Genomic DNA, 20,615 nt, shown 5'->3' with positions numbered 1-20,615 from the left:
TGCCTCAGAGCTTGGCTTTGACAAACGATTCGATGATACCGCCGCCCAGAACTTTTTCACCATCGTAAAAAACGGCAGATTGGCCTGGAGTAACCGCCTTTTGCGGCTCATCAAAAACCACCTTTACCCGATCTTCATCAAGTGTGTAAATAGTCGCCGGAGCAGCCGGTGATTTGTAGCGTATTTTAACCTGCCCACGCAGCCCCCCATTGGCATTTTCTACGCTCACAAAATTCACGGATCTGGCAATAAACTCCCTGGAAAACAGGTACTTCTCTTCACCAATGACCACCCGATTATGTCTGGCGTCTGTTTCGATGACGTACATGGGCTTACCAAACCCCTGGCCCAATCCCCGGCGCTGCCCGATGGTAAAGAAGGGATAGCCCTTGTGCTGGCCCACCTTCTTGCCCTCGACCGTTACCAGTTCGCCGCCCTGTAGTTTTTCCTCCAGCCCGTTTACGGCCTGCGTTAAAAAGCGTCGGTAATCGTTGTCCGGCACAAAACAAATTTCCATGCTCTCCTTTTTGGCAGCCGTCTTCAAACTGTATTGTTCGGCCAGATCCCGCACCTGTGGCTTGGTCAATTCTCCAAGCGGAAACAGAGTTCTGGCCAGACTGGACTGCTTAATGCCCCACAAGGCGTAAGATTGATCCTTCTGCTTGTACTTACCCTGCCACAGCTCGTAACGACCTGTTTGTTCATTAAAGCGCACGCGGGCATAATGTCCGGTGGCAATGTAATCGGCGCCCAGCTGACTGGCGCGTTCGATTAAGGTCTGCCACTTGATCTTTGTATTGCAAAGCACGCAGGGATTGGGCGTTCGGCCTTCCAGATACTCGCTGATGAAATTGTCCACCACACTCTCATGAAATTCGCGGCTGAAATTGAGCACATAATGGGGAATACCCAGCTTAGCGCACACCTGGCGGGCATCATTGATGGAATCCAGTGAACAGCAACCGCTTTCATGGTTTACATTGCCGCCCACCAATTCATAATCCCAGAGCTTCATGGTGATGCCAATACAGTTGTAGCCCTGCTCCTTTAGCAACAAAGCGGCCACAGAGCTGTCAACCCCGCCGCTCATGGCAACCACAACCGTTTTATTTTGACTCATCTATCTAAAAACCTCATTTTTATCACAACTTTATTCATCTTGATGGAATCAATACCGGCCCATTAAAATAAAGAACTATTTAGGAGTCCACTCTAAAAAGATATGGCCGCCGAATTTCACTACCAGATCAGCAATGTATTCTGTTGAAAGTACAGGCCATCGATGCGTGAAATTCGCAGCATTTAAACGGGACTCATCTATTTTTTAAACTTTTTGAAGACGATCACTTCCGTGCCTTCCGGCGAAACCTTGTAACGTATTTTATCAACCAACTGTTCCACTAAAAAGAGACCTCGACCGCTGGTTTTTAAAATATTTTCATCTTCCAGAGGATTTTTGATTTTCTCGGGGCTAAAACCGCTCCCTTCATCGCGTACAGAAATCTGCAGGCCGTCGGAAACGGCCGTAAAGGTAATGGTAATATTTTTTGACGCATCGTTCTTGTTGCCGTGGTGCAAGGCATTATTAAACAGTTCTGTAATCGCAATGGACAGATCATCGCGGGCGTCCTGATCAAACGATAATTCTTTACTGATTTTGCAGGTCAGGCTTTCGGCCTCTGGTAAATATTTGATGTGGCTTGGAAAAACGATGCGATATTTTCCCTTTTTCAAAATTCCCATTCAAAATCCCTCTTTTCTAAAAAGACAATTTAGATACGACAGCCAAGGATGTCAAAAGAAATTGCTTTTTTGGAAAGGGCTTGTTAGGTTTTCTGCTTAGTTCACTACATGAGGTGGAAGCTTATGACCGGAGAACGTCTCAATGCCCATTTACCCTGGCTTTTGTTGATGATTTTGATTACCATCCAGTCTTCTTTAAGCGGCTTTACTCTACCGCCGCTAGGTCTTCAGATCGAAGATAAACTGGTTCATTTTTTGATCTTTGGTATTTTAGGCTGGCTGCTGATGCGTGGCATGACCCTGGAGCCCCATCCCTGGATCAAAAAAAGGCGCGTAAAAATAGCCCTCATAGCGGCCATTCTGTTTGCCATCAGCGACGAAGCACATCAGGCGTTGACCATGAACCGCGATGCCGATGCTTTAGACCTGCTGGCTGATATTCTGGGAATTGTTTATTTTGTTTTTCTTTTCCTTCGTAAACAGAAACCTTTAACCTCTAAGGAAACAGAGCGCAACCTTTAAAAACCGCAAAGGGCGCCCGTCTTACGGCCGGACAGGCAAAAGAACAATTTTAATTAAAAATTAGAAATTAAAAATTACGAATTACGAATTATTTTGTGAAAGGGCAAGTAGTGCCCTGAAAGGCGAAGGACCGTACCGAGGGTCATTCCGACCCCGCTTCAGCGGGGTCGGAATCCCTTTCACTGGCAAACAATTCCTAAGCAAACGTAACTCGAGCTTCAGCTCGAGACCTCAACTAGCAGACACAAGCGTGGAAAAGTGTATGGGTGTAAGAGTTAAGAGTGTAATAGAATACTTTTTTCAAAACATTTAATACTTTAGCCTGCGAAAATTCTTGTGCTGTGTGAGGAAGTAAAAAGGTTGAGTTGTTGAATTGTTTAATTGTTGAATGGCCTGTCCGGTGGCCAGACGGGCCTGTCCGGCTGTCCAGACCTGTCAGGCTGCGCCTTGCCAGACTGGCGGGCCAGTCCGGTTGTCCAGACGGGCCTGTACCCGAAAATCGGGATTTCCGCTTCGCTTCAACCGGCTGTAGCTGCCAGACAATTAAGAAAATTTCCCACACAGGTCTTCCCCCTCTCCCAGATTTTTTTCTGGGAGAGGGGGATCGAGGAGGTGAGGGCTAATTGGTGAAATGACTTCTGCTGTTGGAGGAGTAAAGTTAAGAGTATATGAGTGTAAGAGTTAAAGGTTTCCGGGGCAGTGGCCAGTCATTTTTTAAAGAAGTTTTTTGGTTACGGCTCTGCTGCCTTAGTCTAATTTGCGCTGAGCTTCAATGTAAATCCCTGAAAACGGGCCATGACAGGCCGATGGTCTGACACATTGTTCGGATATGAAAAATATTGCTGATCCAGATAGAGCACCTTACATTCTCCCTGTCCATATTCTGTTCTGGCATCGCTGGTAATCATAATATGATCGATCAAACTTTTAAAGGTATTGGAAATGTAAGAAAATTGATTGGTTAAACCCTGAGTTAAAAACAAAAAGGTTTGCGGATCGTTGAGCATGGGCAGAAAGACATTGCTGGTTTCAGGATCGGTTAACACATCATTCCAGTCACCAAGCACCACAAAATCAGGGTCAGCCCCGGCGTCGATTTCGTTGTGCACAAACTGGGCCAGGTCTTTTACAGCCTCTTTGCGCCGCGCCTCATTTTCACTTCCACCGCTGGCTTTAAGATGCAGAACAATGATATTAAAATTGAACTTTACCCCCTCTGAGTCTTTAATTTCCACGTAAGCCTCCAGCGGTGGACGTGGAAAGGCATAACCATCGTTCTCAAAAATATTTTTTACCGCAGAGACCGAAATAAAATCGGTTTTGTACAAAATTCCGGTCTTTTGATAATTGCCATTTCCGTAGGTGTCTGAAGAGAGCACCCCCTGCCAGCCGGAAAGTTGATCCAACAGCTCGTTAAAGGATCGGATGCTGGCAATTTCCTGAACCCCAATCAGATCAACATCCAGGTCTTTAATGATTTGAGCCACATCTTTCACGGTTTGCGTTCCGGCTTTGGGAAAATTTTCAATATTCCAGGTCACAATTTCAAATCGATCACTCTGCCCTACCCGCTCCACCAGCGCTGTACTGTCTGGTGAATTATTTTGCTGCCCATCATCCACAATCCGCCGATTACAGTTCCAGAAAATGAGCACTGTAAAGGTCAATAACAAAAAACCCTTCATAACGTTCCTTAAATTTTTGTGTTAAAAGTGAATTTACATATTATTCAACCACAAAAACAACTTTTCTCTTTTGTGAGCAAGGCCTCAAAAAGAGCCTTTTTTTAGAGATCGCCCTTTACTTTTCATGCCTTATTCCGAAGATAGGAGAAAGCAGGGGACGGTCAAAGGACTGCCCAAAACATTGGATTGGGAATGTTCTGTATCCCTGAAATTTAAAAGTTTTTCAAATCCAATTTGAAACTCAAAGGGAGGCATCGATGGTAGCCCAATTGAAAGTAAAAAAAGAACAACTTCCTCAGAGCGATAAAAAATTTATGGCCACACAGAAAACCGCCAAAAGCGAGCCAAAACCGGTAACGCAGCAACAACTAAGTATTGAAGAAGTGATTAAACAGGTAATCAATCACCATATTGGCATGATGTCCTGAACTCCTACTCGTAATAATAAACTTTACAACCGCAGCCATCCCACATATCTTCGTACACCTTCATGCGGCTCATAATGAAATCCCTGGCCTGAAGCTCCGTGTCAAAAGCGCGCAGCAAAAACTCACCTTTGTCCGATTTTTCCTGAACCAGGTAGGTTTCAGAGCACAAAAATAAACGAATTTTGTCCGAAACCATGGTGTCATGTTCTACGATAAGCCGGCAATGGGTTAACAATTCCTGTACATCTTGCGGCGTAACCACCACGTATTTAGCCTTTTTAGCTTTCCTTAAAAGCTGTTCCATGTTGCATCTCCGTTTTTTCTTTTTGCTTTAGATTGGATTTCATTGAACAGGTTACATATTTATTGAACATACCTTCTAACCGGCCAATTCATTGGCGGCTGGTGTCATTAACTTCTACCAGCAAAGTTCAAAGAAACATTCTTGTCGTGACCTTTTCCAGGAAATGGATTTAGTGAATGTGCCCAGCTGATAAAAAGCCCAACAGCTCCCCCAAAAAACAGTGGATTTAAATGAAAGTTGCTTTTATCTTAAAAAATAAAAAAAGGACTTGTAATGCCATCGCTTTTACCGGTTAAACAGAACGGCACCATTGGCGTGCTGGCTCCCGCCTTTCCGGCCAATCCGCAAAAAATTGAAGAGGGGATTCAGTATCTTATCTCCCGCGGCTTTAAGGTCAAACGCGGTCAGAGTCTTACAGCCCGCCATCTCTATTTTAGCGGAAGCGATGCCGTACGCGTGCAGGATCTGGAAATGTTTTTCTTTGATCCGCAAGTCGACATGATTGTTTGTGCGCGGGGCGGCTGGGGCTCTTTACGTTTGCTGGATCAACTGGATTACCAGCGCATAGCCCGAAACCCCAAACCTCTGATTGGCTATTCCGACATTACCACCCTGCAACTGGCCCTGTTGCAAAAAGCTGGATTGCCTTCGTTCTCCGGACCAATGGTTGCTGTAGAAATGGCCGGGAATATGGATCATTTTACTGAACGCCATTTCTGGCAACAAATTTTAAATCCCCATGCCGAGTACAAATTTGACTTCCATGCAGAAGCAGTTGAAATCTGGAGCCCGGGCCAGGCCAGCGGGCCGATCATTGGCGGCTGCCTTTCCATGATCGCCCATCAATTGGGTACACCATTCATGCCCAACCTGGAAGGCGCCATTCTCTTCTTAGAAGATGTGGGAGAAGCGCCATACAAAATCGATCGTTATCTGGCCCAGTTAAAGCAGGCCGGTTTATTTGATCAAATCGCCGGACTCATTCTCGGTCAGTTTCTGGATTGCGTGGATGAAAACGAAAGCAGAAAGCACATCCCTTTAGAGATCGTTCTGAAAGATTACTTTTCCAATCGGCCCTATCCGGTTATTTACAACTTTCCCTATGGGCATGGCTTCCGCAAATTTACAATGCCCATCGGTGTACAGGCCTGGCTGGATGGCAAACAAAAAACATTAAAACTACAAAACCCATTTTACAAAAGTTAAGAATTGACAAATTTTGTCGATAGCAGTCAATGATTAGTTTGCTTGTATTCAGTGTTTTTAGTAACTTTAATCTTTTTAAGAAATTAGTAATCTTGAAACCGGGGCTGGAACGACTGTAGTCTGTAGAGGATTGTTTATTCCTTAACGAAGTTTGGTCATTTTAGTCTCTATTTCGAATGGTGGGGGCCGGAAACGATCTCATTCCGGTCAGTTCAGTTTAAAGACGTCTGAAATAATGAAGCAGGGAGCTTCCAATGGGTTTTTCATTTTTTGACTTTTTTTCTACAGATATTGGAATAGATCTGGGGACAGCCAACACACTCATCTATGTTAAAGGCAAAGGCATTGTGGTCAACGAGCCATCGGTTATTGCCCTGGGCGAAGACAGCGATCATGTTGTTGCCGTGGGTAACGAAGCACGGCAAATGCTCGGACGCACCCACCAGGACATTGTGACCATCCGCCCTTTGAAAGATGGCGTGATAGCCGATTTTGAAGCCAATGAAATCATGATCCGCGAATTCATCAAAAAAGCCAATGTAAACCGTATGATGCTGGGCAAGATTCTGGTTTGTGTACCGTCCGGGATTACGGAAGTCGAAAAACGTGCGGTTCGCGACGCGGCGGAACGAGCCGGCGCCCGGCAGGTAGATCTGGTTGCCGAGGCCATGGCTTCGGCCATCGGCGTGGGCCTGGATATTGATGAACCGGTTGGCAACATGATTGTGGACATTGGAGGCGGGACCTCGGAAATCGCCGTCATCTCCCTGAGTGGTATTGTGACTCACACGTCCATTCGCATTGCTGGCGATGAAATGAACCAGGCCATCATTCAGCATTTCAAAAAGAATCACAACCTTTTAATCGGTGAAAAAACGGCGGAAGACATCAAATGTACCATCGGTTCCGCCGCACCATTAGAAGAAGAAGTAACCACGGAAGTCAAAGGCCGTGATTTAATCAACGGTATTCCTAAAACCATTGAGGTGAGTTCGGTTGAGATTCGCGAAGCCCTGAACGATGCCATCACCGCCATCATTGAAGCGGTCAAGCTTTCTCTGGAACGCACGCCCCCTGAACTGGCCTCCGACATTCTGGATCGTGGAATAATTCTGACTGGCGGTGGAGCCCTGCTAAAAAATCTGGACATCCGTCTGCGTGAAGAAACCTCGATGGCCATTCACGTGGCCGACGATCCGCTGACCTGTGTGGCCCGTGGTTGCGGGAAAATACTGGACGCTCCTGAACAATACGAAAAAGTGTTAATGCGTCAGAAACGTACGTTTTAAGGTGGGAATTTTTTAACCATTGATTGATTTTCTGTGAATATTTTTAGTGCATTTTTTATTCGGTACAGAGAAGGCCTGATTCTGTTTGTTTATCTGCTGCTCTCTTTCTTATTCATGACCACCAGCGACAAGGCAATGGTAAAGGGCCTGCGGCATTTTTCTCTGCAAACGGTTGGTCGACTGGAAGCAACGGTGGTTGTTTTTCGTGACTACTTTAACCTTTACGAAAAGAATCGTGAACTGCGCCGCCAGAATACCCTTCTCTCCTTTAAAAATTTCCAGCTGCAGGAAGCGCTTTTAGAAAATCTGCGCCTCAAGAAATTGCTAAACATCCGCTTTCAATTTAAGTATAACTTAATACCAGCCAAAGTTATTGGCTACAGCCCCCAGGAAATTGTGACCGGTTTTCGCATCATTGCTAACAATATTGCCCCCAAACACAAAGGAGCAGCCGTTATTACTGCCGAGGGCCTGGTAGGTCGCGTGGTGGAGGTCAGCAAACCGTTTGCGCTTTGTCAAATCCTGCTCGATCCCAATGCGCGGGTCAGCGTACGCATTCAGCGCAACAGAGAAGTGGGCGTTGTCAGCTGGGATGGTGAAAATGGCCTGCGCTTAAACTACATTCCCAACACCATTGAAGTGGTGGAAGGCGATATTTTATTTACTTCGGGTTTAAGCCAGATCTATCCTCCGGGGATCAAAGTAGGCGTAGTGGTCTCGGTTGAAAAACGGCCCAATGAGATGTTTCAGAATGTGCTGGTTCAACCCAGCGTAGACTTTAATGCGCTGGAAGAAGTTTTCATCATTGAAATGGAGCCCCATTTAGATGAACCAGGAAAATAAATACTTTTTAGTGCTGCTTCTTCTTTTTGGTCTGCCGGCCATATTGGCCCAGGCTTTAATTGTGCCCTTAATTCGCATTCATATCTGGCAGCCCGAATTGGTGTTGTGCATTGTGTTGTTGCTGGCCAAACGTTTTGGCGTTATTCGCGGTAGCACCGCCGGCTTTGTTTTGGGGTTGATTCAGGATGCGCTTACCGGCATGCCGGTTGGCATGTCTGCCTTTCCCAAAGCGCTGGTTGGTTATCTGGTAGGCAAATTCCATGGTCAGAACATCAAAGGCCTGTTCATGGATTTATGGTTTGTGCTGTTCATTCTCATTCATGAACTCATCTTCTACAGCCTTTTGGGCATCAGGGCTGAACTCAATTTGTCGGTCATGATTATTAATCGCGCTCTGCCAAACGCCATTTACACTCTGATCAGTTTAATTATTATCAATACCTTTTTAAAACGCTATCTGAGCGAAGAGCCATGAGGTATTTTACTACATCGCATCAACGGTCAAAAAGAGCTTTCATTTTTTCAACGGTACTCACCGCCGGATTTTTAGTGTTGCTGGCCGGTTTTTTCAATCTGCAGGTGCTGCATCGTCAATACTACCTGGATATTTCGCTACACAACCTCATCCGGCAAATCAAACTGAATCCGGTACGCGGATTAATTCTGGACCGAAACGGGAAAATTTTAGTTGACAACCGGCCCTCCTTTTCAGCGGCATTGATTAAAGCCCACACGCCACACAGTACCATCGAGTCGCTGGCCCGATATTTGAAGATAGACGTTAAAGACATTGAACGTAAATTAAAAAAGAGCCCGCGCTTTAAACCGACCATTATTCGCCGCGATATCGATGATTTCACCCGAATCTTATTGGAAGAAAATCAATATTTTTTACCGGGCTTTGATCTGATTCTCGATTTTAAGCGCTACTACCCACCGGGCATTAATTCGCCCCATATTTTCGGCTACATTGGCGAAGTTAATGAGCAGGAACAGAAGCGCGATGCCCGTTATGAACCGGGCGATATGATCGGCAAGACCGGCCTGGAACGCTATTACGATATTGAACTGAGAGGCGTTAAAGGCGTACGTTACGTGCGCGTGGATGCTTCGGGCAAGATTTTAGGCGATTACGACCCACAACTCAATGTACCGCCCATTCATGGCAGTGATCTCTACCTGACTCTCAATTATGATCTGCAAAAGTTTGCCGAAGATTTGATGGCCGACAAACGGGGCTCGCTGGTGGCCATCGACGTACGCAATGGGAGCATCCTGGCCCTGGTGAGTAAGCCAGATTACAACATTCGGGACCTGAGCGGTAAGATCGATGCCAGGGTATGGCGCGCACTCATCGAAAACGAAGCCCATCCTCTGTACAGTCGCTCCATACAAAGCGCTTACCCACCCGGTTCGACCTACAAAATTGTAGCAGCCATTGCCGCCCTGCAAGAGAGCATCATTACGCCCTCCTGGAAAGCGTATTGTCCCGGCTATTTTCGTCTGGGCCGCAAAATCATCCGCTGTTGGAATCCTAAGGGACACGGACAACTGGATTTGTACGGTGCAATTAAGAACAGTTGTAACGTGTACTTTTACCAGTTGGGATTAAAAATTGGCCTGGAAACCTGGTCCAAATACAGCAAGCTTCTGGGCTTCGGGCAAAAAACCAATATTGATCTGCCAAACGAAAATGCCGGGCTGGTGCCTACTGTAGAATATTTTAATCGAATCTACGGTAAAAATGGCTGGACCAAGGGTAATCTGGCTAATCTGGCCATCGGGCAGGGCGAGCTGTTGACCACTCCTTTACAGATTGCGCAGTTTGCAATGATTCTGGCCAATCGTGGCGTGTACCATCGCCCGCATTTAATCGATCACCTTTACAACTACCAGACACACAAGACCATTTACTTTCCCTCCCGTTCCAAAGTGGTACAGGGCATCTCAGCCGAGGTCTTTGATATTGTGCGCGAAGGGATGCATCGCGTCGTTAATGGCGGCACAGGCTGGCTGGGCAAAGTACCCGGCATCGACATGGCCGGCAAAACCGGCACATCCCAAAATCCCCACGGCGATCCCCATGCCTGGTTTATGGCCTTTGCGCCCTATTCCCATCCGGAAGTAGCCATCGCTGTCATTGTGGAAAACGGAGGGAGCGGCGGTGGAGTGGCAGCACCCATAGCCCGTAAATTTCTGGAAATGTACTTTTACAATAAACTTATTCCCAGGCCGGTGGTTAAAAAAGACACCTTAAATGTCGAGCAAGGCATTAATCCGCTACCCATTGATAGCCTGGCTCCCATTCCCATACTCAGAGTTCCGGAGATTCACTAACATGGCACTTTTAAACAAATTTTACAGGGAAATAGACTGGTTCATCCTGGGGCCCACTCTACTGTTAATGGTCATTGGTTTACTGACCATCTTTAGCGCCACCTACTATTCGGCTGAAAATCAGGGGTATTTTAGCAGACAGCTCATGTACGCTTTTCTGGGATTGGCCCTGATGCTTGTTATTAATTTTTTACCGTTTAAGCTAATCATGAAAAACAGCTATTTTCTGTACATTCTGGCTTTGCTCAGTTTGATTGCCGTTTTATTTGCCGGTGTGAAAGGCTTTGGAGCAGAACGCTGGCTTAAACTGGGCCCTGTGCGCCTGCAACCATCGGAGTTTGCAAAGATCGCTACCGTAATGGCTGTGGCCCGTTACCTTTCCACCAATAACCGCGTGGTGGATCAGTTTAGGCACTTATTGGTTGTCTTTGTGCTGGTGCTTTTGCCTTTTGCCCTGATTGTTAAACAACCCGACTTGGGTACTTCTCTGGTCTTCCTGGCCCTGATCGTACCCATGCTTTACATTGCAGGCGTTTCCTGGTTTGTACTGTTCGTCCTGCTGCCGCCGATGATTACCATGTTAGCGGCTTTCAATACGTACACCTTTGTTGGCTGGCTGGTTATTATCGCACTCATTCTGGCCTTTACCAGACGGAAATTCTATTTAAAAGCGCTGGTCATTGTTCAGAACCTGTTCATCGGTTACATTACACCTCTTTTGTGGGGTTCGCTGAAAGCCTACCAGCAAAAACGCATTTTAACCTTTTTAAAACCAGAGAATGACCCACAGGGCGCTGGTTATCAGATTATTCAAAGTAAAATCGCCATCGGTTCCGGGGGAATTTGGGGCAAAGGATTTTTACAGGGATCGCAGTCGCAGTTAAACTTTTTACCGGCGCACCACACCGATTTTATCTTTTCTGTTCTGGGAGAAGAATGGGGATTTTTCGGAATAGTGACGGTATTGTTGATCTATTTGTTTCTCTTCATTTATCTAATCTGGCTGACCAATTCCGTCAAATCCGATTACTCACGTCTTGTTTTAAGCGGCTTAACGACCATTCTGGCTTTTCACACCATCGTAAATATTGGAATGACCATTGGCTTTGCTCCGGTCACCGGTCTGCCCCTGCCTTTTCTGAGTTACGGAGGCTCGTTCTTATTGACCAGCTGTGCAGCCATTGGTCTGGCTTTAAATTTTTCGAGGAACAAATTTTCTGTTTAGCGCACAGAAATGTGCAATTTAAAGAATTATTTTTTATCTTTATTCATTAACAAAACGGCAAAACAAGACGAAACTGGTAAAAAATGGAAGGATGATTTTACCAGAAAATCGCACAGCGATTTATTAAAGGCCTGATAATTGCGCCTTTCCCTGTTTTGAGCTGACTTTTTTAACCGGTGAAGTGATTTTGTAAAAACAAAAGAGGGATGGAACCTTCTGCCAGGGCTAAAGTAGCAGGAAATATTTTAATCGACCATTTGAACTGGTAAAAAAGAATGAAATTGTAAAACTAAATTAAAAATGTTTTAAATCTGGTCGAAAACAATACATTGAAATAATAGAAAATCAGGAATGTACGGAGAAAATGCTGCGTAAATTAACATATGTCGGTTTAATCGTTTTTTTGTTTTTGAGCTCTGTTTTAGCTCAGGATAAGAGGAAAATAGCGCTACTACCTTTTTTTAACGAAAAACCAAACCAGAAATACAACTGGATGTCTTTTGGCCTGGAATATTATTTAAGGAACAAGTTGAGTGTACTGTCTGGTTTTTACCTGCCGGAAAAAAAGGTATTGCAAAAAGTGTTGGATGAAGTGGGCTTCGGCAAATCGCCGCTGGACGAACGCATGATTTACCACATTGGGCGCTATGCGCGGGTTGAAATGACAGTCTCAGGCTCTTTTTTTGTAGAAAACAACATTATTACTCTAAAGGTTCAATTTAGCAATGCCTTTAACGGCACAACTATTTTATCCAATCAGTTCAGGCAGCCGGTCAATAAATTTTTTGATCTTGGAAATCAGGTCATTAATCAGTTGATTTCCCTGACTGGTATCCCGGTAAGCAACACCGAGAAGCAGCTCTTGTCTTTCACGCTTACCAATTCTGTGCAGGCGTTTGAAGCTTTTATTAAGGCTTACATGGAAAATGACCAGCCCAACGCCCGCATCGAAAAAGTGACCGGGCTCTTTCGGCAGGCCATCCGAAAGGACCCCGATTTCTGGGAGGCGTATTACAACCTGGGTATTGTCTATTTTAATGCGGAAAAGTACAACAAAGCGCTAGAACAATTCAACAAAGTAATTAAAGCTTTGCCCAATTTTTCCAAGCCTTACTATGGCCGGGGCCTTATTTACTTAAAACAGGGAAAATATGACCTGGCATTAAAGGATTTTGAACGCGTAAAAGAGTTGAATCCCAATGATTACAAGGCCTATTACTACATCGGGCGCGTTTTACGTAAACAGAAACAATTTACCCAGGCCGAAAAATCATTGAAAAAAGCTACGGAAATCAACCCCGATTTTGCGCCTTCCTTTTTTGAATGGGGCAACGTGTATTACGACAAAAAGAATTTTCGCAAAGCCATTGAATATTACCGGCAGGCCGCTGAGTTAAATCCCAATAATTACGAATATCATCTGCGCCTGGGCGATTGCTATTACCGCTCGCAAATCTTTTACAGCGCTATAAATGAACTGAACAAATCCATCGAACTTCAGGAAGATAATCCTTATGCCTATTTTTTAAAAGGCTTAACCATTTACAAACAGGCGGTAATCGAAGAATTAATTTCCGCCTTCCTGGAATTGCTGGAAACCAAAAACAGCGAATCTGTAGAATTGATTTCGGTCAAACCAAAGCGCCATAATCGGAATGTATTAAAGATGGATCCCATCAAAAAGAAGCAGGTCTATCTGGATATGGCCATTGCTTTTACTAATGCCGTAAAATACAAACCGGATTTTAAAGAAGCTATTTTCAACCTGGCCCTGACCCATCACGAAATGAAAAACTACGATCTGGCAGAAAAATACTACATTCTCGTCCTTTCACTGGATGATTCGTTACTTCGTGTTTATCTAAAGCTGGCAGAATTGTACACGGAAACCGGAAAAAAAGACCTGGCTCTGGAGCAATATCGCAAAATATTTTACTTAGATCCGGCCTACATCGTAAAACACCCAACTCTGGGTCCGAAATTCCGTTATTTGAATATTCTGGAAAAGTTTAGAAATGAAGTGGAAGAGACCTTGCAAAACAATCCAAACGATGTGCAGGCCAATTTAACGCTGGCCAAACTGTTTGAAGCCCAGGGCAATTACGGAAAAGCGGCCAATCTGGCGCGCAGAGTGCTGGCTTTTAATCCGCAGAATAAAGAAGCCAAACAATTACTGAAATCCATTGATCAGTAAAGAGCATTCTAAGGCAGCATAGCCGCCACCAAAAACATTTCTGCGCTGGGATTAAAGCAACCACAGAGAGCTCAAAAAATCAATTTAAATTAAAAATTACGAATTATTTTGCGAAGGGGCCAATTGTGCCCAGGCGGTGAAGGCTTGTGCCGGCACGTCATTATGAGAATCCCTTCCATTGGAAAACACGCAAACGCAACGTAACTCGAGCTTCAGCTCGAGATGTCCAATAGTAGTCTGAACTCCCCCTCGCCCCGATTTTCTGGTACAGGCCCGTCTAGACAACCAGACAGGCCCGTCTGGACGGCTATCCAGCCGGACAGGCCATTCAACAATTAAACAATTCAACAACTCAACCTTTTTACCACCTCACACAGCACAAAAATTTTCGCACGCTTTTGCATTACATCTTCTGAAGGAAGTACGGGGGCTTTGTCGTCTTTAAACAAACGGGATCAATTCAATCTCTCTTTTAACAATTGAATAATTTCATCCGGCTCAGGAAAGCGCATGGTAGCTATTTTGGAATAAATTTGTTCGCCATCCAGAAAAATTTCAAAACGGCCGCCGCTGCTCTTTTGTAGCTCTATCTCTACGTTGTCCAATTTTTCTTTAATCCTGGCCGCCAAACTGGCAGCTCGGTCATAGTAGTTTCAAACAACGCAATATTCGATAATAACCTTCTTCATTACTACTCCTAAAGTTTGATTCGCTTTAAGTAATTTTGAAAAGTCTCTTCCATATCGCTTACCGTGTCATTTCCGAACTTTTCACAAAAGGCATTGGCCATCACATGGGCAGTCACGGCCTCGGCCACCACCGCGCAGGCCGGTACAGCGGTTACATCGCTACGCTCCTTGTGGGCCAGAAAAGGTTGTTTGGTTTTTAAATCTACCGAATTCAGGGGTTTCATTAAAGTGGGAATGGGTTTCATGAAAATCTGAGCCACCACATCCTGGCCGTTGCTCATGCCCCCTTCGATGCCGCCGGCATTATTGCGCTTGCGCACAATTTTGTTGTTTTGCAAAAAGATTTCATCATGAAATTGAGAGCCGGGCAAATCGGCGCCGCTAAATCCCAGCCCAATTTCCACGCCCTTTACGGCCTGAATGGACATCAGCGCGCCAGCCAATGCCCCATCCAGTTTGCGGTCCCAGTGGACGTGACTTCCCAGGCCAGGCGGAAGATTTCTGACAATAATCTGAATAATGCCTCCGGCCGTATCACCTTGCTGTTTTGTGTGACGAATGAATTCCATCATCTTTTCGGCAGCAGTCTCATCAAGGCAACGCACAGGCGAAGCATCGGCCAATTGATTAACATCCTCTGAGAGCAGTTTTTCTTTTATTTTAGAAAATTCGGCTTTAACCGGACCGATTTGCAGTACGTGTGAGAAGACCTGAATATTAAAATGGTTGAGCAACTCTTTGCAAAAGGCGCCGACAGCCACGCGCATGGCCGTTTCCCGTGCGCTGGATCGTTCCAGCACATTGCGCATGTCTTCAAAATCGTATTTCAAAGCGCCAGGCAAATCGGCATGCCCGGGACGCGGGCGCGTGATCACCTTTTCCTGCTTGCCCTGATCCTGGGCCATGATCTCCGTCCAGTTAGCCCAATCTTTGTTTCTTAACATAAAGGCAACTGGGCTGCCCAGAGTTTTGCCAAAGCGAATTCCAGACAAGACTTCAATTTTATCTTTTTCCATCTTCATGCGTCCGCCGCGTCCGTAGCCCTGCTGCCTGCGGAACAATTCATGGTTCACGCGCTGCAGGTCAACCGGCAAATTGGCCGGTAGTCCTTCAACAATGCCGGCCAGGGCCGGGCCGTGTGATTCTCCGGCTGTCAGATAGCGGATTTTCATGATTTCTCTCCAGGCCAGTCTTTTTGCAGGCTTTTAATTTTACTTAGCGTTTTAACCACTACTTCGTCCAGCGCCTGATCCGAAGAAAAGCCGGCCGCATGAAAATGGCCTCCACCGCCAAAGAGACGGGCCAGTTTACCGACATCAAAACCGTTTTTGGAACGCAGACCAACCATCACCTGGCCATCTTCTTTTTCTACAAACATGGCAAAAATCTGCGCAGTAGCGTCTCTACGGATGATGTCGATCAAGCCGTTTAACTCTTCCAGGCTCACATTAAATTTTTTGAGGGTAGCGTGGGGAACAACGGCCCAGTCAATGATGCCATCGGATTGTAAACCGGCCAGAACGTGGCCCCAGAATCGGAGTTGATTTTTGTTGCTGTACTCATAAACCTGACTGTACACGCGCGCCGGATCAATATTTTTTTGGGCCAGGTCAGCGGCAATTTTCAAGGTGCGCTCGCTGGTTCCTTCAAACCTGAACCCGCCGGAATCGCTCAGGATGCCAGTGTACAGCGCCAGAGCGATCTGTTCATCGATTTCAATGTGCTGATTCACAAAAAATTCGTAGATAATCTCACAGGTGGCAATGCGCTGCACATCAATGATTTTTAGGTCTATGTGCTCACACATATCCGGATGATGATCGATGCAAATCTTTTTAGCTTTAGTGTTTACTACTAAAGGATACCATTCATCCATGCGCTCCAGCGCGCTGATATCAAGAATTAAGATGACTTCGGCCTGTTCAATGGCCTGTTCCAACTGCGCTTTGGGATGGCTATTTATGGCTTTCTTTATCTGTAAAAATTCATAACGCCTGGGAAGAGGGCCGGGAATGATGGCCTTTACCTCCTTTTTGAGCGCCTTTAAATAGTGATAGAAAGCCATTACCGAGCCCAGGGCATCGCCATCTGTGTAGATGTGACTGATCAGCACAAATCGCTGATGTTGATCAATAATCTCTTTTAATCTTTGAAAAGCCAGATGATGCTTCTCCATTTGCACCAAATCCTGATTTTTTAACGTAACATTTTGATCTTTTCGATCAGCCCATTCACCAATTCATCGGTAGTAGCATGACCGCCAAGATCGGGCGTCAGATGTTTCTTTTCTGCTAAAAAGAGCACCAGGGCGGCCTGAATTTTATCCGCAGCTTTATTTTCTCCAAGGTGGCGCAACATCATATTTGCCGAAAGAATAGTGGCAATGGGATTTGCCACTCCTTTTCCTGCAATGTCCGGCGCGCTGCCATGGACCGATTCAAAAATGGCTACCTCGTCTCCGATATTGGCGCCGGGTACAACGCCCAGCCCGCCAACCAGACCAGCGGCCAGGTCAGAAATGATATCGCCATAGAGATTCCCTAAAACTACCACATCAAACTGTTCCGGTCGCATGACCATCTGCATGGCGCAATTGTCCACAATAATCTCTTTGTAAGCAATTTCCGGATAATCTTTAGCCACGCGTCGAACGCTATCTAAAAAGAGGCCGTCGCTTTTTTTCATAATATTGGCTTTGTGTACGGCGTGTACCATCTGGCGTTTATTTTGTCGGGCCCATTCAAAGGCAGCTCTGGCAATGCGCGTGGAAGCCTTTTCGGTGATAATTTTTAGACTTTGCGCTACACCAGGAGCAATTTCATACTCTAGACCGGCGTAAAGGTCTTCTGTGTTTTCGCGAAAAATGACCAGATCAATCGGTTTGTGCTGAAAAGTGATCCCCAGGGCTGAACGCACGGGACGTATGTTAGCATACAGATCCAGGGTCTTACGCAATTGAACATTGACCGATTTAAACCCTTCGCCAATGGGTGTAGTTAATGGGCCCTTTAAAGCCAACTTATTTCTTTTGACGGATTCTACGGTTTCATCGGGCAGCGTGGTGCCATATTTTTGCAGGGCGCCAGCGCCGGCATCAACGATTTCCCAGTCAATGACAACCCCGGCAGCAGCCAGAACTTTGCGAGCAGCCGAAGTTACTTCCGGGCCAATCCCATCTCCGGGAATTAAGGTAATTTTGTGGACTTTTTCTTTTTGAGCCATTTTACCATTCCTTTATTATGCCAATTTAATCTTAATTTAAACCATAAATAGATGCGTTTCATTCCCCGTGCCCCGAAGCTTAACCATTACTTAAAACAAATTTCGGGAGATGGGTACTCAGCACATTCACAATCATTAGAACCTGTTCAGATCAACCTGGAGTTACATACGTCAATGTTTAATTTGTTAAAGTTTATAAATGTATTTAAAATGAAGCAAATCTCCAAATTAATTTAGATAATATCGGTGTAATTGTGCTCATCTCCTAACTAAAATTAGACAAGGGAATAAAAAATAATTATATTTACTCCCACTTATAAATATTCATTTTAGGAATTAGTAAAACATGAAAGTGGTAGAGCATTTAGCCAAAGCTAATGAAACACTGATCAGCTTTGAGATTATTCCTCCGAAACGGGGGGGAGATATCCGCAGTTTGTTACAGGTTGTTGACGATATTTCGAAATTTAATCCGCCTTTTATTGATATTACCAGCCATGCTGCGGAAGTGACCTACGAAGAGACACCTCAGGGCATTAAACGCAAAGTAAAACGTAAGAGGCCGGGCACGCTGGGAATTTGTGCTTTAATTCAGAACAAATACAATATTGACGCCGTACCCCACGTATTGTGCAACGGTTTCACTCGCGAAGAAACCGAAGATTTTTTAATCGACTTGCAGTATCTGGAAATTGAGAATGTGCTGGCTTTACGCGGAGAGGAAAACAGCTATCAAAAGCCGCTGGTCAATGGGCGGAGCATCAACCGCTACGCTGTAGACCTGGTTCGGCAAATCAACAACATGAATCAGGGTATTTACCTGGAAGAAGAATTGATTGACGCCCGATCATCCAATTTTTGCATTGGCGTAGCCGCCTATCCGGAAAAACACATTAGCGCTCCCAATATTGAGTTTGACATCAAGCAATTAAAAAAGAAAGTTGATGCCGGGGCCGATTATGTGGTGACACAGATGTTTTATGATAATCAATATTATTTTCGTTTTCTGGAAAAATGTCGGGCGGCCGGTATTGACGCTCCGATCATTCCCGGGTTAAAAATTTTAACTTCCAAAAATCAATTAACCAGTATTCCGGCCAACTTCCATATCAGTCTGCCTCCCGAACTGACAGACGCAGTTTTAGAGGCCAATGAAAATGAGGAGGTTCTGGAAATTGGGGTGGAATGGGCTTACAAACAGGTCAGCGAACTGTTAGAAAAGAAAGTGCCGGCCATTCACTTTTACATCATGCAAAATTCAAGACCCATTCAGATGTTGATGAAAAAATTGGGTTTTTAAAACACAGATATGCAAAAACAAGCCAAACCTTCACTAATATTTAAGGTCGTGAAATTTTTAAGTCAGCGCATTTTAAAACTCATCGGCTGGCAGGCGGTTGGCAAAATTCCCACTGAAAAAAAATATGTAATGATCGGTTATCCACATACATCCAACTGGGATGCGGTTATCGGCCTGCTCATTTTCACTTCCATGGGGTTGCGTTTACATTGGCTGGCTAAAGAATCTCTGTTTAAATGGCCTCTGAGCTGGTTGTTACGTCTGAGTGGCGCTATACCGGTAAATCGCAGCCGATCCCAAAATTTTATCGAATATAGCCGCAATTTATTCGCTAACAGTGATCGTCTGATTTTGACTCTCTCTCCCGAGGGGACGCGTAGAAAGACTGAATATTGGCGCACCGGCTTTTATTACATGGCTTTGAACGCCGGAGTGCCCATTGCACTGGGCTTTTTAGATTTTGCAACTAAACAGGGCGGATTTGGTCCACTTATCTGGCCCAGTGGAGATATTGAAAAAGACATTAAAACAATCCGTCAATTCTATCGAAACATTCAGGGGAAATATCCTGAAAATATGTCCGAGATTAAAATAAAAGCGGACAGGAAAGGTAGAGACTCATGAGCAACCATCAAATTCTGGAATTGGTGATTTATTCTCTCAGCATTGTACTGACAGCCTGGATTGGGGGCATCATTCCTCTTTTCTTTAAAGAAAATCACCGCATTTTGCATTATTTTATCAGTCTCGGCGCCGGCGTACTTTTAGGAGCCGCCTTTTTACACATGATTCCCGAAGCTTCCGAAATGATAGGTGCGCACTTGGGGGGCTATGTGTTAGCCGGTTTTTTACTACTCTTTATTTTAGAAAAATTCATTATGACCCACCCCTGTCCCTCGGAGCATTGTGAATATCACCGGGTAGGACTCTCCGCCTTTCTGGGACTTTCTTTACACAGTTTGGTCACAGGCATTGCCCTGGGTACGGGCGTACTGGTGCCTCGCTTAGGTTTGATCGTGTTTCTAGCCATCATTTTGCACAAATTGCCGGCTGCCCTCTCGTTGACCAGCCTGTTTTTAAAAGAGAATTATTCTAATAAGAAATTATTTCTTTACCTTACTGCCTTTTCACTTATGGTGCCCCTGGGCGCTTTATTAACTTATCTGTTTTTACAGCAAACGTCGATTAAAACCATCGGCGCCTTAACGGCCTTTTCTGCCGGCACCTTTTTACATGTGGCGTCAGATGATCTGCTGCCCGAAGTACACCAGCACTCCCACGACCGCTTTTCCAGACTGGTCTCTTTTTTTGGCGGGTTGCTTATCATCTGGCTGGTTGCCGTGCTGGAGGGGTGAGTCTCTTCTGATTTTAGGAAGCAATGCCTTCAAAATGAATTGGCTTTACAGTGGGATAACCATTCTTATTCAACAGTAAACCCATCTTGAACAAAATCTAAGCAAAAATCCCTAAATTTTGTTCAAGATGGTCTAAGGGCAGATCGGCCCGGCGGATAACGATCAAGCTTCTGGCGAGGCTTTCTTCTTTTGTAAAATTTTCTCGCCCCAGGAAGCAATAACCGTTTGAATCTCTTCCAGATCGATGGGTTTGCTGACATAGTCGTCCATGCC

The 20,615-nt window shown here is 45.2% G+C and carries 20 protein-coding genes; 12 read left to right on the top strand and 8 right to left on the bottom strand.

What is annotated here, in order from left to right; translation table 11 throughout:
- Window positions 1–4: 4 nt before the first annotated feature.
- Together mnmA and ACWB0I_RS01505 are read right to left on the bottom strand one after the other, a co-directional pair.
- Window positions 5–1,120, bottom strand: coding sequence for a tRNA 2-thiouridine(34) synthase MnmA (mnmA, locus tag ACWB0I_RS01510; protein WP_479386264.1), 1,116 nt, complete (start codon window positions 1,118–1,120; stop codon window positions 5–7).
- 197 nt (window positions 1,121–1,317) lie between these two features.
- Entirely contained in the window at window positions 1,318–1,743 is a 426-nt protein-coding gene (locus ACWB0I_RS01505) for an ATP-binding protein (protein ID WP_479386263.1), read from the bottom strand.
- Between the two features lie 123 nt (window positions 1,744–1,866).
- Here ACWB0I_RS01505 and ACWB0I_RS01500 point away from each other — a divergent pair, with 123 nt between their 5' ends.
- Window positions 1,867–2,265, top strand: coding sequence for a VanZ family protein (locus ACWB0I_RS01500; protein ID WP_479386262.1), 399 nt, complete (start codon window positions 1,867–1,869; stop codon window positions 2,263–2,265).
- 752 nt (window positions 2,266–3,017) lie between these two features.
- On the opposite strand, the gene ACWB0I_RS01495 is transcribed toward ACWB0I_RS01500, so the two are convergent.
- The gene (locus ACWB0I_RS01495; protein WP_479386261.1) at window positions 3,018–3,950 is read right to left on the bottom strand and encodes an endonuclease/exonuclease/phosphatase family protein; all 933 of its coding nucleotides are present in this window, start codon (window positions 3,948–3,950) and stop codon (window positions 3,018–3,020) included.
- A gap of 257 nt (window positions 3,951–4,207) precedes the next feature.
- Here ACWB0I_RS01495 and ACWB0I_RS01490 point away from each other — a divergent pair, with 257 nt between their 5' ends.
- Window positions 4,208–4,378: a hypothetical protein gene (locus ACWB0I_RS01490; protein WP_479386260.1), complete on the top strand. Its 171-nt coding sequence runs from the start codon at window positions 4,208–4,210 to the stop codon at window positions 4,376–4,378.
- Between the two features lie 4 nt (window positions 4,379–4,382).
- Here the strand turns inward: ACWB0I_RS01490 and ACWB0I_RS01485 are convergent, their stop codons facing one another.
- The gene (locus ACWB0I_RS01485; protein ID WP_479386259.1) at window positions 4,383–4,682 is read right to left on the bottom strand and encodes a hypothetical protein; all 300 of its coding nucleotides are present in this window, start codon (window positions 4,680–4,682) and stop codon (window positions 4,383–4,385) included.
- A 273-nt stretch (window positions 4,683–4,955) separates the two neighbouring features.
- Here ACWB0I_RS01485 and ACWB0I_RS01480 point away from each other — a divergent pair, with 273 nt between their 5' ends.
- The 7 genes from ACWB0I_RS01480 to ACWB0I_RS01450 all read left to right on the top strand — a co-directional run bounded on the left by ACWB0I_RS01480 (window position 4,956) and on the right by ACWB0I_RS01450 (window position 13,776).
- Window positions 4,956–5,888 carry a S66 peptidase family protein gene (locus ACWB0I_RS01480; RefSeq protein ID WP_479386258.1) on the top strand — a complete coding sequence of 311 codons (933 nt, stop codon included), beginning with the start codon at window positions 4,956–4,958 and terminating at the stop codon, window positions 5,886–5,888.
- Between the two features lie 254 nt (window positions 5,889–6,142).
- The gene (locus ACWB0I_RS01475) at window positions 6,143–7,177 is read left to right on the top strand and encodes a rod shape-determining protein (RefSeq protein ID WP_479386257.1); all 1,035 of its coding nucleotides are present in this window, start codon (window positions 6,143–6,145) and stop codon (window positions 7,175–7,177) included.
- 33 nt (window positions 7,178–7,210) lie between these two features.
- Window positions 7,211–8,020 (top strand): rod shape-determining protein MreC, encoded by an 810-nt coding sequence (mreC, locus tag ACWB0I_RS01470; RefSeq protein ID WP_479386256.1) that lies wholly within the window; start codon window positions 7,211–7,213, stop codon window positions 8,018–8,020.
- Window positions 8,004–8,495: a rod shape-determining protein MreD gene (gene mreD / locus ACWB0I_RS01465; protein WP_479386255.1), complete on the top strand. Its 492-nt coding sequence runs from the start codon at window positions 8,004–8,006 to the stop codon at window positions 8,493–8,495. The genes mreC and mreD overlap by 17 nt, the downstream gene beginning before the upstream one ends.
- Window positions 8,492–10,357 (top strand): penicillin-binding protein 2, encoded by a 1,866-nt coding sequence (gene mrdA / locus ACWB0I_RS01460; protein ID WP_479386254.1) that lies wholly within the window; start codon window positions 8,492–8,494, stop codon window positions 10,355–10,357. Before mreD ends, mrdA begins: the two co-directional genes overlap by 4 nt.
- 1 nt (window position 10,358) lies before the next feature.
- Window positions 10,359–11,582: a rod shape-determining protein RodA gene (gene rodA, locus ACWB0I_RS01455; protein WP_479386253.1), complete on the top strand. Its 1,224-nt coding sequence runs from the start codon at window positions 10,359–10,361 to the stop codon at window positions 11,580–11,582.
- A 364-nt stretch (window positions 11,583–11,946) separates the two neighbouring features.
- Entirely contained in the window at window positions 11,947–13,776 is a 1,830-nt protein-coding gene (locus tag ACWB0I_RS01450; RefSeq protein WP_479386252.1) for a tetratricopeptide repeat protein, read from the top strand.
- 455 nt (window positions 13,777–14,231) lie between these two features.
- Here the strand turns inward: ACWB0I_RS01450 and ACWB0I_RS01445 are convergent, their stop codons facing one another.
- From ACWB0I_RS01445 to ACWB0I_RS01430, 4 genes are read right to left on the bottom strand one after another with little or no spacing between them, the layout of a single operon-like run.
- Entirely contained in the window at window positions 14,232–14,465 is a 234-nt protein-coding gene (locus tag ACWB0I_RS01445; protein ID WP_479386251.1) for an Rdx family protein, read from the bottom strand.
- 8 nt (window positions 14,466–14,473) lie between these two features.
- Window positions 14,474–15,637, bottom strand: a complete 1,164-nt coding sequence (aroC, locus tag ACWB0I_RS01440) for a chorismate synthase (RefSeq protein WP_479386250.1) — start codon at window positions 15,635–15,637, stop codon at window positions 14,474–14,476.
- Complete coding sequence (locus ACWB0I_RS01435; protein ID WP_479386249.1) at window positions 15,634–16,641, bottom strand: DHH family phosphoesterase; 1,008 nt, start codon at window positions 16,639–16,641, stop codon at window positions 15,634–15,636. Before ACWB0I_RS01435 ends, aroC begins: the two co-directional genes overlap by 4 nt.
- Window positions 16,642–16,661: 20 nt before the next feature.
- Window positions 16,662–17,687, bottom strand: a complete 1,026-nt coding sequence (locus ACWB0I_RS01430) for an isocitrate/isopropylmalate dehydrogenase family protein (RefSeq protein WP_479386248.1) — start codon at window positions 17,685–17,687, stop codon at window positions 16,662–16,664.
- A gap of 346 nt (window positions 17,688–18,033) precedes the next feature.
- Here ACWB0I_RS01430 and metF point away from each other — a divergent pair, with 346 nt between their 5' ends.
- The 3 genes from metF to ACWB0I_RS01415 are packed head-to-tail and all read left to right on the top strand — an operon-like array spanning window position 18,034 to window position 20,342.
- Complete coding sequence (gene metF / locus ACWB0I_RS01425; RefSeq protein WP_479386247.1) at window positions 18,034–18,987, top strand: methylenetetrahydrofolate reductase [NAD(P)H]; 954 nt, start codon at window positions 18,034–18,036, stop codon at window positions 18,985–18,987.
- Between the two features lie 48 nt (window positions 18,988–19,035).
- Window positions 19,036–19,611 carry a lysophospholipid acyltransferase family protein gene (locus tag ACWB0I_RS01420; protein ID WP_479386246.1) on the top strand — a complete coding sequence of 192 codons (576 nt, stop codon included), beginning with the start codon at window positions 19,036–19,038 and terminating at the stop codon, window positions 19,609–19,611.
- Window positions 19,608–20,342 carry a ZIP family metal transporter gene (locus ACWB0I_RS01415; RefSeq protein ID WP_479386245.1) on the top strand — a complete coding sequence of 245 codons (735 nt, stop codon included), beginning with the start codon at window positions 19,608–19,610 and terminating at the stop codon, window positions 20,340–20,342. The genes ACWB0I_RS01420 and ACWB0I_RS01415 overlap by 4 nt, the downstream gene beginning before the upstream one ends.
- Window positions 20,343–20,615 lie beyond the last annotated feature (273 nt).

It is taken from the genome of Caldithrix sp., assembly GCF_056497305.1.
This window is presented reverse-complemented; position numbering and strand designations above follow the sequence as displayed.

Excerpts from the sequence above, each read along its gene's own strand:
- mnmA (WP_479386264.1), bottom strand. The coding sequence starts at position 1,120 with ATGAGTCAAAATAAAACGGTTGTGGTTGCCATGAGCGGCGGGGTTGAC.
- metF (WP_479386247.1), top strand. The coding sequence starts at position 18,034 with ATGAAAGTGGTAGAGCATTTAGCCAAAGCTAATGAAACACTGATCAGC.
- ACWB0I_RS01480 (WP_479386258.1), top strand. The coding sequence starts at position 4,956 with ATGCCATCGCTTTTACCGGTTAAACAGAACGGCACCATTGGCGTGCTG.
- ACWB0I_RS01485 (WP_479386259.1), bottom strand. The coding sequence starts at position 4,682 with ATGGAACAGCTTTTAAGGAAAGCTAAAAAGGCTAAATACGTGGTGGTT.
- ACWB0I_RS01450 (WP_479386252.1), top strand. The coding sequence starts at position 11,947 with ATGCTGCGTAAATTAACATATGTCGGTTTAATCGTTTTTTTGTTTTTG.
- mreD (WP_479386255.1), top strand. The coding sequence starts at position 8,004 with ATGAACCAGGAAAATAAATACTTTTTAGTGCTGCTTCTTCTTTTTGGT.
- ACWB0I_RS01430 (WP_479386248.1), bottom strand. The coding sequence starts at position 17,687 with ATGGCTCAAAAAGAAAAAGTCCACAAAATTACCTTAATTCCCGGAGAT.
- rodA (WP_479386253.1), top strand. The coding sequence starts at position 10,359 with ATGGCACTTTTAAACAAATTTTACAGGGAAATAGACTGGTTCATCCTG.
- ACWB0I_RS01490 (WP_479386260.1), top strand. The coding sequence starts at position 4,208 with ATGGTAGCCCAATTGAAAGTAAAAAAAGAACAACTTCCTCAGAGCGAT.
- ACWB0I_RS01495 (WP_479386261.1), bottom strand. The coding sequence starts at position 3,950 with ATGAAGGGTTTTTTGTTATTGACCTTTACAGTGCTCATTTTCTGGAAC.
- ACWB0I_RS01415 (WP_479386245.1), top strand. The coding sequence starts at position 19,608 with ATGAGCAACCATCAAATTCTGGAATTGGTGATTTATTCTCTCAGCATT.
- ACWB0I_RS01500 (WP_479386262.1), top strand. The coding sequence starts at position 1,867 with ATGACCGGAGAACGTCTCAATGCCCATTTACCCTGGCTTTTGTTGATG.
- aroC (WP_479386250.1), bottom strand. The coding sequence starts at position 15,637 with ATGAAAATCCGCTATCTGACAGCCGGAGAATCACACGGCCCGGCCCTG.
- ACWB0I_RS01435 (WP_479386249.1), bottom strand. The coding sequence starts at position 16,641 with ATGGAGAAGCATCATCTGGCTTTTCAAAGATTAAAAGAGATTATTGAT.
- mrdA (WP_479386254.1), top strand. The coding sequence starts at position 8,492 with ATGAGGTATTTTACTACATCGCATCAACGGTCAAAAAGAGCTTTCATT.
- ACWB0I_RS01475 (WP_479386257.1), top strand. The coding sequence starts at position 6,143 with ATGGGTTTTTCATTTTTTGACTTTTTTTCTACAGATATTGGAATAGAT.
- ACWB0I_RS01505 (WP_479386263.1), bottom strand. The coding sequence starts at position 1,743 with ATGGGAATTTTGAAAAAGGGAAAATATCGCATCGTTTTTCCAAGCCAC.